Annotated in this window: 10 protein-coding genes; 9 read left to right on the top strand and 1 reads right to left on the bottom strand. The window is 53.6% G+C overall.

The features are described from left to right. Positions 1-74 precede the first annotated feature (74 nt). The 6 genes from Q4E40_RS07535 to Q4E40_RS07510 all read left to right on the top strand — a co-directional run bounded on the left by Q4E40_RS07535 (position 75) and on the right by Q4E40_RS07510 (position 7,082). Positions 75-1,172, top strand: a complete 1,098-nt coding sequence (locus Q4E40_RS07535; RefSeq protein ID WP_303411156.1) for a DUF4856 domain-containing protein — start codon at positions 75-77, stop codon at positions 1,170-1,172. A 94-nt stretch (positions 1,173-1,266) separates the two neighbouring features. Further along, a complete protein-coding gene (locus Q4E40_RS07530; protein WP_303411154.1) occupies positions 1,267-2,385 on the top strand; it encodes an imelysin family protein in 1,119 nt (372 codons plus the stop codon). A 16-nt stretch (positions 2,386-2,401) separates the two neighbouring features. Beyond that, a complete protein-coding gene (locus tag Q4E40_RS07525) occupies positions 2,402-3,784 on the top strand; it encodes an HTTM domain-containing protein (RefSeq protein ID WP_303411151.1) in 1,383 nt (460 codons plus the stop codon). Position 3,785: 1 nt separating this feature from the next. Next, positions 3,786-6,218 carry a TonB-dependent receptor gene (locus tag Q4E40_RS07520; RefSeq protein ID WP_303411149.1) on the top strand — a complete coding sequence of 811 codons (2,433 nt, stop codon included), beginning with the start codon at positions 3,786-3,788 and terminating at the stop codon, positions 6,216-6,218. Between the two features lie 46 nt (positions 6,219-6,264). After that, positions 6,265-6,585, top strand: coding sequence for a hypothetical protein (locus tag Q4E40_RS07515; RefSeq protein ID WP_303411148.1), 321 nt, complete (start codon positions 6,265-6,267; stop codon positions 6,583-6,585). Between the two features lie 5 nt (positions 6,586-6,590). Next, the gene (locus tag Q4E40_RS07510) at positions 6,591-7,082 is read left to right on the top strand and encodes a DUF2231 domain-containing protein (protein ID WP_303411147.1); all 492 of its coding nucleotides are present in this window, start codon (positions 6,591-6,593) and stop codon (positions 7,080-7,082) included. Between the two features lie 78 nt (positions 7,083-7,160). Here the strand turns inward: Q4E40_RS07510 and yidD are convergent, their stop codons facing one another. Continuing rightward, on the bottom strand, positions 7,161-7,382 hold the full coding sequence (gene yidD, locus Q4E40_RS07505) for a membrane protein insertion efficiency factor YidD (RefSeq protein WP_303411146.1): 222 nt from the start codon (positions 7,380-7,382) through the stop codon (positions 7,161-7,163). 97 nt (positions 7,383-7,479) lie between these two features. Here yidD and Q4E40_RS07500 point away from each other — a divergent pair, with 97 nt between their 5' ends. From Q4E40_RS07500 to Q4E40_RS07490, 3 genes are all read left to right on the top strand, one after another. After that, positions 7,480-9,807 (top strand): S46 family peptidase, encoded by a 2,328-nt coding sequence (locus Q4E40_RS07500; protein ID WP_303411145.1) that lies wholly within the window; start codon positions 7,480-7,482, stop codon positions 9,805-9,807. A 717-nt stretch (positions 9,808-10,524) separates the two neighbouring features. Then, positions 10,525-11,319 (top strand): PorV/PorQ family protein, encoded by a 795-nt coding sequence (locus Q4E40_RS07495; protein ID WP_303411144.1) that lies wholly within the window; start codon positions 10,525-10,527, stop codon positions 11,317-11,319. 303 nt (positions 11,320-11,622) lie between these two features. Then, entirely contained in the window at positions 11,623-13,686 is a 2,064-nt protein-coding gene (locus Q4E40_RS07490; protein WP_303411855.1) for a ComEA family DNA-binding protein, read from the top strand. Positions 13,687-14,130 lie beyond the last annotated feature (444 nt).

Below are 14,130 nucleotides of genomic sequence, written 5' to 3'. Positions count from 1 at the left end.
ATTGCCTGGTTACTCTCCTTCCATTAGATTTGCAGCATATTTATAATTAGTCTAAATAAGAATACTAATAACCTATGCTCCTTAAACTAAACTCCAAACTGCTCACTATAGCGGGCCTGGCGGCTTGCTCTCTTTTCTCTTCCTGCTCCGAGGATAAAGACGACTCTCCTTCTTACACTGTTCCACAGGCTTATAATTTCGAGAATGTGAACTATTCGGGCCAGACTGACCGCATAAGCATGCTAACAGAGTTAGACGCTTATGTGAAGACAGGTAACAAAGGCACTTTGCTGGATGCCCAGAAGATGAAGAACATGTATGCCAATGCGAACGCCCCTTTTGCTGAGGCCAAGCTGAACACATCCGGCAAGCAACTGAAGGACAAGACAATCGTATCGGCTCAATCCCTGTTTGAAAGCTATTTCGACGCAGCCGCCAATGCCAGTCTTTCTGCCGGCACTCCGGCCCTGAAAGGGAAAGCCGGTTTGTTGACCACCGCGGATGGAACGAAATATTTAGTGGATGCAAATGGGGTGGAACCTGCTCAGATCATTCAAAAGGGTTTGATGGGCGCCGTGTTTTATTTCCAGGCGGTAGAGTCATACCTGACTGAAGCCAAAACAGGCGCTGCAGTAGACAACACCACGATTACACCAGGCGAAGGCACTAAAATGGAGCACCACTTCGATGAGGCCTTCGGTTACTTTGGCGCTCCCGTGGACTTCCCAGCCAACCTGAACAACCTGAAATTCTGGGCCAGCTACAGCAACAAGGTGAACCCAAGCACAGGCACCAACAAAGCCATGATGGATGCTTTCCTGAAAGGCCGTGCCGCCATTTCCGCAAAGGACATGAAGGGAAAGGATGAGGCGGTTGCCACCATCCGCACGGAGTGGGAAAAACTGGTAGCAGCCTCCGCCATACTGGAGCTGAATCAGGCCAAGGCAAACCTGGCAGACCAGGCTAAAAAGAGCCATTACCTGTCGGAGGCTATGGGCTTTATGATGAGCCTGAAGTTTAAATCTGACCGCAAGATCACCGATGCACAGCACCAGGAGGCCATGGCCAAGCTGGGAACTAACTTCTATGATACGACAGCTGCCGACATAAACGCAGCCATCAACATCATCAGCGCAGCTTACGGCATGGATAGCATCAAATCCCAGCTTTAGCGCGTGCTTTGCCTGAAGACACATAACTATTAACCATAGCAACAGCTACAGCTTCTCCGGTCGCTGTAGCTGTTGCTGCTTGCACTATTATACTATGACCGCACTCAAAAACTATACCTTCGCTGCTGCGCTGGCTTGCCTGGCCATGCTTTCCGGCTGCGGCTCCAACGACGGCGACTCCGGCCCACAGTCGGAGTACGACCGCCAGGCCATGCTCGCGAACTACGCCGATAACCTGATCATTCCGGGTTACCAGAAATTCAAGACAGAGGCAGGCGAGATGGCGACTGCCGTTGCGGCGTTTACTACGGGCCCTACCGCCTCGACACTTGCCGGTGCCCGAAAAGAGTATCAGGAGGCCTACCTGGCCTGGCAGGATGTGAGCACCTATGAATTTGGTCCGGCTGATGAACTGCTGCTGCGCAGCAACCTCAACATTTACCCCACCACCACCAGCCAGGTAGAGAACAATATCAGCAGTGGCAACTACAACCTGCAGACGACAGCCAATATGTCGGCCAAAGGTTTTCCGGCCATTGACTACCTGCTATACGGGCAGGCAACTGAGGCAGCAGTGCTGGAGAGGTATACAACCGCAGCAAACGCCGCCAACCGCAAAAAGTACCTGCAGGAGATTACGAACCTGATCAAGGAGGCGGCAGATGCCACCCATAACGCCTGGACATCGGGCAACACAGCCAAGAGCTTCAAAGAGACAGGAGGAACAGCCGTGGGCAGCTCCATCGGCAATCTGGTCAACCAGTTCAACTTTGAGGTGGACCTGACCAAACGTGCCAAGGTGGGCATTCCATCGGGCAGGTTCTCGGCAGGAAATCCTGTTCCGGACAGAGTGGAGGCTTATTACAGCAACACCTCGCTCGCCTTGCTGGAGCGCAACCTCAAAGCCCTGAAAGCAACCTTCATGGGGCAGTCGGCTTCTGGTGCCAACGGCCCGGGCCTGGATGACTACCTGGACCACGTGGGCGCTAAGTATGCTGATAAGAATTTGTCGACGGCCATCATCCAGCAGTTTGATGCTGTTCTGGCTGCAGTGGCTGCTGTGCCAGCACCGCTTTCGCAGGCGGTCAGCAGCAATCCGCAGGCCGTGACCAAGGTATACGACGAACTGCAGCAGCTCATCGTGCTGACCAAAACTGACATGCCTGCCGCGCTGGGTGTGACCATTACCTACACAGACAACGACGGCGACTAATCAACCGCACCGAAGTATGCTTCAAGACCTGAAAGCCGGGCTTACCGCTCCAGTTTCTGCCGCGCCGCTGGCAGTTTTCCGCATCATCTTTGGTGGGATGATGCTGGGCAGTATTGTTCGCTTTATGGCCAAGGGATGGGTGCACGACCTGTATGTGGCGCCCAAAGTATACTTCCCTTTTTATGGATTTGAATGGGTGAAGCCATTAGGCGAAACGGGCATGTATGCCGTGTTTGGCCTAATGGCTCTTTCAGCGCTGGGGATTATGCTGGGGCTGTTCTACCGCTGGTCGGCGACCCTCTTCTTTCTCAGTTTTACTTATGTCGAGCTGATCGACAAAACCAATTACCTCAACCACTACTACTTTGTGAGCATTGTGGCGCTGCTGATGATCCTGGTGCCGGCGCACCGCCACTTCTCACTGGATGTGCTGCGCAGGCCATACCTGTGGGTCAGCCAGGTGCCGCGCTGGACCATCCTGATCTTTCAGCTGCAACTTGGGCTCGTGTACTTTTATGCCGGCTTGGCCAAGCTGAATGCCGACTGGCTGTTGGAGGCCATGCCGCTCCGCTACTGGCTGCCGGCCCACACCCACCTGCCGCTCATCGGCCCGCTGCTCGACGAGGTATGGGTGGCCTTCGTGTTCTGCTGGTTCGGCGCCTTCTACGATCTGACCATCCCTTTCTTTTTGAACTGGCGCAAGAGCCGGCCACTTGCATACCTCACGGTTGTCGTGTTTCACGTGTTCACGGCGGTACTGTTCCAAATCGGCATGTTCCCCTACATCATGATGCTGAGTACGCTGATCTTCTTCTCTGCCGGCTTCCACGAAAGAATCCTGCATGCACTCCGGGGTATAGCCAGGGTGAAGGTGCCACAAAGAAAGGCTTTCGCACCTGCCTCCAGACCGGCGCAAGGTATACTGCTCCCCCTGCTGGCGCTGCACTTTGCGGTGCAGGTGCTGGTGCCCTGGCGCTTTTTGCTATACCCTGATAAGCTGTTCTGGACCGAGCAGGGTTACCGCTTTTCGTGGCGCGTGATGCTGATGGAAAAGGCAGGAACGGCTTTCTTTTATGTGCGGGACCCAAGAACCGGGCGCGAGACAGAGATCCACAACCTCGACTACCTGACCGTGAACCAGGAAAAGATGATGGCCACGCAACCCGACATGCTCCTGCAGTTTGCCCACATGCTGCGCGACGATTTTAAGGCCAAAGGTATAGCAAACCCGGAGGTTCGCGCCGAGGCCTATGTCACCATGAACGGCCGGGGAAGCCGCCTACTGATCGACCCGAATTTTAACCTGGCCACTGCTACGGATAACTTCCGGCACAAGCACTGGATCTTACCTTTTGAATCTAACGCACTGCAGTCAGAAACTGTGGGGCAGATAAAATAAAATGCGCACTATATTCTCTATCTTATTTCTGCTAGGCTGCCTGCAACTTACGCTGGCGCAGACCTATACTATTTCCGGCACGATCAGGAACGCCACTACCGGGCAAGCCGCTCCTGAAGCAGAAGTGCTGCTGGTAAACAATGGCAGTATCACAAAGGCCGATGCCAAGGGTAATTATTTAATTAAGAACCTCCCGGCCGGCACCTATACCCTGACCGCCTACAGCATCGGGCTGGGTAGTCAGACGCAGCAGGTTACGATCAGTGGCGCCAATGCCACCGTACAATTCGAATTAAAACCGCTGGAGGGAAAACTGCGGGAAGTAAACGTGAAGGGGGAGCGGGAGAAAACCTTCGGCATCACCCGCCTCAACTCTGTAGAAGGTACCGCTATCTATGAGGGCAAGAAAAGCGAGGTTGTGGTGCTGAATGATATCACCGCCAACAAGGCCACCAACAACAGCCGCCAGGTATTTGCCAAAGTGGCCGGCCTTAATATTTGGGAAAGCGACGGCGCCGGCCTGCAGTTAGGTATAGGCGGACGTGGCCTGAGCCCGAACCGCACCTCCAACTTCAATACCCGCCAAAACGGCTACGATATTTCGGCCGACGCTCTGGGCTACCCCGAAAGCTACTACACCCCACCCACCGAGGCACTGGACCGCATCGAAGTAGTGCGCGGCGCGGCGTCGCTGCAGTACGGTACGCAGTTCGGTGGCATGATCAATTTTGTGATGAAGGAAGGACCGGAGGATAAGCCGTTTGAACTGACCAGTCGTCAGACCGTGGGCTCATGGGGTTTCCTGAATACCTTCAACAGCATTGGCGGCACCAAGGGCAAGCTCCACTACTACGGCTTCTACCAGTACAAGCGCGGCGACGGCTGGCGCGAAAACGCTGGCTTTGATGCCCATACGGCCTTTGGCTCGGTGCATTACAAACCCAACAGCAGGCTGGAGCTTGGCTTCGACTATACCTATATGGACTACGTCGCCCAACAGCCGGGTGGACTGACAGACGCTGCCTTTAACCAGGATGCGCGCCAGTCGCTGCGCGATCGCAACTGGTTTAAAGTGAAGTGGAACCTGCTGGCCCTGACCATGGATTACCGCTTAAGCGATCGCACGAAGATCAATGTGCGCAACTTCGGGCTGCTGGCCCAGCGCGATGCGTTGGGCTACATGGGCAAGATCAACCGCCTGGACGACACCATGCAACCCCGCACACTTTTACAGGATCAATTCAGGAATTTCGGTAACGAGACGCGGCTGATCCATCGCTACGACCTGGGTAAGACTTTCTCAACCTTACTGGTAGGCGCCCGCTACTACCGCGGCTTTACCGATCAGCAGCAGGGCGATGGGTCTACAGGCTCCGAGGCAGATTTCCGGTTTTACTCGGAAACAGGCGCGCCCAATGTTTCTGACTACGATTACCTGAGCCGCAACGCAGCCCTGTTTGCCGAAAACATCTTTAATATCACACCGAAATTCAGTGTAACGCCAGGTATACGCTACGAGTGGATCAACACCAATGCCGATGGCAGCTACCGTGATGTGAAAGCCGACCAGGCAGGCAATATCATCTACGATGCAGTGATTCCGGAAGCACGCGAAAACACGCGCAATGTGCTGCTGCTCGGGGTGGGACTGAGCTATAAACCATCCGAGCAGATGGAGGTATACGGAAATCTATCCCAGAACTACCGCGCCATCAACTTCAACGACATGCGCATTGTCAACCCAAACCAGCTCGTGGACCAGAACCTACAGGACGAAACCGGTTACAACGCCGACTTAGGGATCAGGGGCAACATCAGCGGCCTTTTGAACTATGATGCCAGTCTTTTTTACCTTGCTTACGACAACCGGATCGGCATCAGCAACAAAGTGATTAACAGCCAGATCTTCCTCCTGCGCACTAACAGAGACTTCTCCAGGAACATTGGATTGGAGACCTTCGTTGAAGCAGATCTGCTGAAGCTATACCTTGGCCGGGAGCACCCCTCCAGCCTTTCGGCTTTCTCGAACATTACCCTGGTGAACACAAAGTATGTAAGCGATAATAAAGCCTATGATGGGAACCGGGTAGAGTTGGCTCCGGCACTCATTGCCAAAACCGGCCTCTCGTTTAAGCGTAACAACTTCAAACTGGCCTACCAGTATGCCTATACCTCGAGCCAGTACACCGACGCCGAGAACACAGGCAAGGAAAAGGGGCAAATGGATATAACTGCCGTAGTTGGCAAAATACCTGCCTACTGGGTGATGGACCTGTCGGGCAGCTATACCTACAAACGCTTCACGCTGGAGTCGGGCATCAACAACCTGACCGATAACCGCTACTTTACGCGCCGTGCCACGGGCTACCCGGGGCCGGGCATTATACCTTCGGATGCCCGCAACTATTATGTGACGCTTCAGTTTAAGCTGTAATAACGGACACTACTGGAAAACTAATTTTCAACTATATACAAAAACTATGAACATCAAAAAGCTTATTCTGCCTGCCTTGGTAGCAGCAGCGCCCCTCTTCTACTCATGCGGAGAGCAGACTACCGATGTAGTGGAATCCGGCACCTACCAGGGGGTGTTGCATGAAGTAGAACCAGAAAAAACCGAGATCTATGTGAAGACGGATGACGGCAAACTGCTGGAACTCTACTTCACCGAGAACACGACACTCACCCACCAGGGAGAGACCGCACCGTTTGATCACCTGAAGGAAGGTGGCCGGGTAGAGGTACAGGTAGAGAAGGTGGGCAATCGCCTGGACCCCATTGCCGTCAAAATTCTGGATTAACGCTTATGAATGAACCAACCCTCTGGCGAACCGAACTCTGGCACCCGCTCACGCTGCACTTTCCCATTGCGCTGCTGCTCTTTGCGACAGTGGCCAAAATGGTAGCAGTTGTTTTAAAGGGGGAGCAGGAGGTATTCTGGCAGAAGGTTGGTTCTTTATTGCTTTTTGTCGGTGGTGCCACCGTCTGGCTTGCCGTGTATACCGGCGATATGGCCGAGGGCATTGTGGCCCGTAAAATCTGCGACCCCACCATTCTAAAGCGCCACGAGTCAGCCTCTCTCACCATGGCCTGGCTTTTCACAACGGCAGTGGCCCTGCAGCTGCTACTGGCATTCCGCCTTGTTAAGGTATACCAGAAGACAATACGCCTGCTCACCCTGCTGCTTATGCTGGTGGGCTCAGGCTACCTGATCTATGCCGGCCACCTGGGCGCGCAGGTGGTGTACGAACAGGGCGGCGGCGTTAATGTCCCCCCTTCTGATTGTGCAGGTTACTGATGCTTTGCGTGGTCTCTCCTAACTGCCAGAAAGCGAGACACCCCTCTTAACTGCCCTGAGTAAAATATCAACAGATAGCTACGGCACCGGGTCATACCCGCTCCCTCCCCACGGATGGCAGCGCCCGATCCGCTTGAGCGCCATCCAGCCGCCTTTAAAAGGGCCATACCTGTTCACTGCTCCCACAGCATAGGTTGAGCAGGACGGTGTATAGCGGCAGGTGGCGGGCTTCAAAGGCGAGATCATGTTGCGGTATACCCAGAGAAGCGCGAGCAGTAGTTTTTTGAATAGCCAGGTCATCGTGTGATTTTGCTGCGTTTTAATTTACCGAACAACTGTTAGTAAACGCATTTTTTAGGTAAATTTGTCACAGTTTAACTAATCTAAACAAAATTTCATGTTAAAAAGAATCCTTTCACTCCTTCTTTTAGTCTCGCTTTGCGTGCCCTTCGCAAAAGCCGACGAAGGTATGTGGCTGCCGATGCTGATCAAGCGCCTCAACCATGCCGACATGCAGAAAAAAGGCCTGCAGCTGACTGCCGAAGAAATCTACAATGTGAACAACTCCAGCCTGAAAGACGCCATCGTGCAGTTTGGCGGCTTTTGTACGGGTGAGTTCATCTCTGCCGAAGGTCTCTTGCTGACAAACCACCACTGCGGTTACGGCCAGATTCAGTCGCACTCCACCCCTGAGAAAGATTACCTGACCAATGGCTTCTGGGCCATGGACCGCAAGCAGGAGCTTCCAAACGAAGGCCTGTTCGTGGACATCCTGGTGCGCATGGACGACGTGACAGCTAAAGTGCTGGAAGGCATCGACAAAAATACACCGGAGAAAGAGCGTCTGCAGCTTGCCTCGCAACGTGCGCAGGCCATTGCCAAAGAAGCCGGCGAGAATGATCGCTACGTGTCTTATGTGCGCGATTTCTTCAACGGAAACGAATACTACCTGTTCGTGTACGAGCGCTTCACAGACGTGCGTCTGGTAGGCACGCCTCCGTCTGCCGTAGGCAAATTCGGTGGTGACACCGACAACTGGATGTGGCCACGTCACACAGGCGACTTCTCGATGTTCCGCGTATACATGGCGCCAGACGGCAAACCAGCCGATTACGCTGCCACCAACGTACCTTACAAGCCAAAGCACCACCTGCCAATCAACATCGGCGGCGTGGAGCAGGATGACTTCGCCATGGTATTCGGCTTCCCGGGCCGTACCAAGCGTTTCATGACCTCCGAAGGCCTGAAACTGGATGTGAACCAGCTGAACGAGTCCCGCATTAAGCTGCGCGAGCAGAAGCTGGACATCTGGAAAGAAGAGATGGACAAGAGCGATGCCGTGCGCATCCAGTATGCCTCCAAGCATGCTTCTACCGCCAACTACTACAAATACTCGATCGGTCAGAATGCCGGCATCAAGCGCATGAAGACCGTAGAAGGCAAGCAGGCTGATGAGAAGAAATTCCAGGCCTGGGCCGACGCTACTCCTGAACGCAAAGCCCTTTACGGCTCTTCGCTGAATGACATGAACGAAGCCTACGCTGAGATTGAGAAGTACAACCTGGCCAGCGTATACCTGAACGAAGCGGTGCTGGGCACAGAAGCACTTCTGTTCGCATACCGTATGTCGGCCCTGAACAATGCCTTAAAATCAGGCAACGCCGAAGCCGCTAAAAAAGCTGCGGAAGACCTGAAGCCAAGAGCCGAAGCCTTCTTCAAAGACTACTACATGCCGGCAGACAAGAAAGTGTTCGCTGCCATGATGAAAGCCTACCACGAGGACATTGCCAAAGACCAGCAGCCGGATGCTTTCAAGCAGCTGGTGGCCAAGTACAAAGGCGACTTCAACAAAATGGCTGACTACGTATACAGCAACTCGTTTGTGGTGAACAAGCAGAAGACGGAGCAGTTCCTCAACAACCCAACGCAGAAGCAACTGGCCAACGACCCGGCCTTCGCTTTGGTGAACTCCATCATCGAGCACTATCAGACGACCATCTCTCCTAAACTGGCGGAGAGCAACGCCAAACTGGCCCGTGCCAACCGCCTATACGTAGCTGGCCTGCGCGAGATGAACCCAAACAAGGTATACTATCCGGATGCAAACTCAACGATCCGTCTGAGCTATGGTTCTGTGAAGAACTACAAGCCCGCTGACGGTGTGACTTACGATGTGATCACGACGCTGGAAGGTGTGATGCAGAAGGAAGACCCGACCAATGAGGAGTTTATTGTGCCTGCCAAACTGAAGCAGCTGTACGAAGCGAAAGACTATGGCCGCTATGCCAACAAGGACGGCAAGCTGATCGTGAACTTTATCACTGACAACGACATCACAGGTGGTAACTCCGGTTCTCCGGTGATCAACGGTAACGGTGAACTGATCGGTCTGGCCTTCGACGGCAACTGGGAAGCGATGACCGGTGACCTGGTGTACGACCCGGACTACAAGCGTTGCATCAACGTGAGTGCCAACTACGTGCTGTTCATGGTGGACAAGTACGCCGGGGCCTCTAACCTGATCAACGAGATGACCATCGTCGACACCAATAGCCCAGGCCCTGCCGAAGCTGGTGCAACGACTGCTGCAGCTGCAGACAACTCAACTGAGCTGCTGAAAGCTGCCGTTGAACAAGCAAAAGCTGAGCTGGCCGCTGGTAAGAAATCAGTGAAAGTCCAGAAGAAAGACGGTAAGAGAAGAGCAAAGGTAGAAGTGAAAAACTAAGCTGAAGCTTCATGCCAATAGAAAAGGCGCTGGGGGAAACCTCAGTGCCTTTTTGTTTGGCTGAATCTGGGTTTTCAGGATTAACATACTTGCATAAAAAAATCTAAAGCTCTTTCGGATCTCCAGATCCGAAAGCAAACTGCCGGGGATGTCCACATCCCCGTGTATAGGTATAGGTTTAGCGACTGCTTGTTGCAGGCATAGCCTCCTGAGCTGTTTCATAGCTTCGCCTGTGCGGCGGGCACTCACTTTTTGTCTTGACACAAAAGGTCAAGACGATTTTAAACTCGCTGACCGCTCAAACACAAATTCGTCAAATGTGCACTTGGCACCGCTGTTTGCTGCGTAGGCTCTGTTCAAGTTAGTCTTGCTATACCTGTCAGTGGTTTGTGCAACCGCAAAAACAACGAAGCTATACCTTGGAGCAGCAATCACTGACTCCCCTCCTCGGATAAGGAGGGACAGGGGTGGTTTGACACGGTATAGCTAGACATTTACTACGAAGTTTATACCTATTAAAAGGTATAAAGCAGAAAGTCCCCCTTTGAAGGGGGCAGGGGGATGTCAATCGTGCACGAGAATCCTGTAAATCCTTAGGATAGGAGCCCTATATAGAGATTCCGACAACTCTCACCTTACCCTCTCGTACATAGCACTTTAGCTATAAAAAAACGACCGGATGGGATAGCACAACTTCTACAAAACAAACTTATTTTCTTGCTTCTATACCTACTGCCTTGCCTCGCACAGGCGCAGGCCGATGTGCCTGTGGGTGCCCGAGCAGCTGCGTTGGGCAATGCCTCCGTCACACTGCCTGATCTTTGGGCGCTCAACAACAACGTGGCAGGTATAGCCGGTCTGGAGAAAGCGCAAGTGGGCGCTTACGCGGAGAACCGCTTTGGTGTAAGGGCTTTTTCGACCATGGCGTTGCAGGCCGTATACCCTACTGCCAGGTATGGCAATTACGGGCTGAGTTTGAGTAGATTTGGTGATGAACTGTTCAGTCAGCAGCACGTGGGGCTGGGTATAGGCCACAAGTTGGGGCAGTTTACTTTGGGCGTAAAGGCCGACCTGTGGCAGGTGGCGGCCGAAGGGTACGGCAGTCGCAAGGCGGTGGCACTTTCGGTGGGCGGACAGGCGGAGATTGTGACGGGCTTCTACTTTGGGGCTTATGCCTACAACATCAACCAGGCTAAATTAGCCGCTTTCGACGACGAGCGCCTGCCCACCATCATGAAAGCTGGCCTCGGTTATCGCCCTTACCAGAAACTCCTTTTGCTTGCCGAAACCGAAAAGCACATTGATTTTCCAGCCAACTTCAAGGCGGGTATAGAGTACCAGCTTTTGCAGGAGAAAGTGGCCCTGCGCTCCGGCTTTAGCACACTCACCAATCGCGCTACTTTCGGGCTCGGTTTCAAAGCACGGCAATTACTCGCCGATTATGCCTTCGGCTCAACCACCCTGCTCGGCCAGAGCCACCATCTGTCACTTTCCTATACCTTTCTAAAGTAGATGCCTATGAGGCCAGGTATAGCATCGTGCTTCAAGTACATACTTCATCACTTGCAGCTGTGGCAAGCTGGCGCATTGCCAGGTACAGCGACACGATTCGGCCATGAAATTCAACACGTTCCAGCTCATCAGGTTGAAACAAGACAAGGTATAGAAACGAACTTCAGGGATAGTTTTCACTGCTTGCGACTTCGACTTGCTACCGCGATAAGAGGTATAGATAGAGCGACAAACCTAGGCGGTAACATTAAAGTTGTGCTGCCGGTGCTGATTCCCATTAGAAAAGGTATAGCGGCACTTTTGATGATACTATGCTCCTGGCTGCCGCTACAGGCGCAGGATTACCCCCGCCAAACCTTCGATTTTGACTTGTTTGTGCAGGAGCTTTTCGCGCAACAGGAAGACGAAGACGTGCCTTACGAAGACTTCTACGAAACGCTGTTCCAGTATTTCCAGCGGCCCATCGACCTCAACCGTACCTCGCCTGAGGAACTGGCCTCGCTCTACATCCTGTCCCGCCCGCAGATTGCCTCCTTCTTCCGTCACATCCGGGAAAACGGCCCTTTGCTGAGCATCTACGAACTGCAGGCTATACCTGATTTCGACCTCATCACCATTTACAAACTGGTTTACTTTGTGCGGGTGGATGACGCGGGAATGAGCGCAGACCAGCGCCCGCTCCTACAGCGCATCGTGGGCGAAGACAACAACGTCCTGATCATCCGCTATGAGCGCACCCTGCAACAGCGCCGCGGCTATACCTCCCTCGACACCACCAGCCGCTCGACTACACGTTACCTCGGCTCTCCCGACAAGGTACTGATGCGCTACCGCGTGAGCCATACCCGCGACTACAGCCTAGGCTTTACCGCCGAAAAAGACGCGGGCGAGCAGTTCACCTGGGATCCCGACACCCGCCGCTACGGTTTCGACTTTTACTCGGCGCATCTGCAGCTCTACAACAAAGGGAAGTTCAAGGCCATTGCGCTGGGCGATTACCAGCTGCAATTCGGGCAGGGTTTGCTGCTTTCGTCAGGCTACACGGTGGGCAAGGGTAGCGAGACCATCACCACCGTGAGTCGGCCCAATGTAGGTATACGCCCCTACAGTTCGGTCCTGGAGCATGCCTTTTATCGGGGCGCGGCGGCCACCTATACCCTGGGCCGCGTGGATGTGACGGGCTTTGTATCGAGCAAGCGGGTGGATGCCAACCTGCAAACACAGCTTGATACGCTGGACAGCTTTGGGGATTTCTTTACTGGTATACAAACTACCGGCTTTCACCGCACACCGACCGAGCTGGCTAACAAAATGCAGGCCCGTGAGCAGATTGCTGGCGGCAACGCTACGTACCAGAGCCGTAACCGCACCCTGCTGGCAGGTGTAACCGCCATGACGACTAACTTCAGTGCCCCTATCCAGAAGGCGGGGCTCCCCTACCAGCGCTTTGAGTTTGGCGGCACGAGCAATTACAACATCGGCACCAACTACGCCTACACCTGGCAGAACGTATACCTGTTCGGCGAAACGGCCATCTCTAAAAGCGGCGGACTGGGCACAGTGAACGGTCTGACGGCCAACCTCTCCAACAAAGTGGAACTGGCCATGCTCTACCGCTACTACGCCCGCGATTTCCATACCTTTTATGGCAACGCCTTTGGCGAGGGCACGCGCAACATCAACGAGCAGGGATTTTATACCGGCATCAAGATCAAACCTTTCCCGAAGTGGGAGCTCACGGCGTATTACGACCGCTTCTGGTTTCCATGGCTGCGCTACCGCGTGGATGCGCCTTCGCAGGGCGACGAGTACATGCTGCGGCTCTACTTCAGACCCAGTCGACAAAGCTCGTTGTACGCTCAGTTCCGCGCCGAAAGCAAAGGCCGCAACGTCGCCGACAACAGCACCAGCATCGATTATGTGGGGCAGGCTAACCGCAAAAATTACCTGCTGTATTATGAATTCACGCCGACACCCGTTGTAAACCTGCGCTCCCGTGTGCAGTTCAGCAGCTTCGAGTTGGAGTCGCCGCAAACCACAGGATACTACATTTCTCAGGACATCAACTTCAATTTCAACAAAGTACGCCTGAGCACCCGTTACGCCATCTTCGACACCGACGATTATGAGACCCGGCAGTATGCCTTCGAGCGGGATGTGCTTTACGCCTTTTCCATACCTGCTTTCAGCGGAAGAGGCACGCGCTTGTATGCCCTGCTGCAACTCCGGCCGATGCGCCGCATGGATGTATGGATGAAATATAGCCTGACGCATTATAGAAACCAGCGCACCATCGGTTCGGGTTTGGAACTGATTGAAGGGGCGAGAAGATCAGATATAAGAGTGCAGACAAGGTATAGGTTTTGAAAGTATAGCTTATCAGGATTAGAGAGGCCCCCTACCCGTAGGGAATAGCAGGATTCTGGTGCATGATTGACATCCCCCTGCCCCCTTCTTTGTCGAGGGCCCCTACCCCCATGGGGGACTTTCTGCTGCTGCTTTCCATTCTGTCATCCTGAAAGGATCTTGGTTGAAGGGAGGTTAATCGGTTGCTATAACACACCACTACCCCTTTCTTTTTAGAGGGCCCTTACCCCCGGGCGGGGAGTCTGTACTTACTACTTTACAGGTATAGGCTTCTTCGCTGTGGCTTACCTACGCGTGATTAACCCACCCCTGCCCCTCCCGAGAGGGGAATTAGCCACTGCTAGTTTATAGTTATACTCCTTTAGTTACAGCCGTTCCTTTGTGGTACCGGGTCCAACCACTCCCGCCCCTCCTTTTCTAAGGCGGGGAATCTGGAACTGTTAT

Source organism: Pontibacter coccineus (genome assembly GCF_030546575.1).
Lineage (GTDB): Bacteria > Bacteroidota > Bacteroidia > Cytophagales > Hymenobacteraceae > Pontibacter > Pontibacter coccineus.
This window is presented reverse-complemented; position numbering and strand designations above follow the sequence as displayed.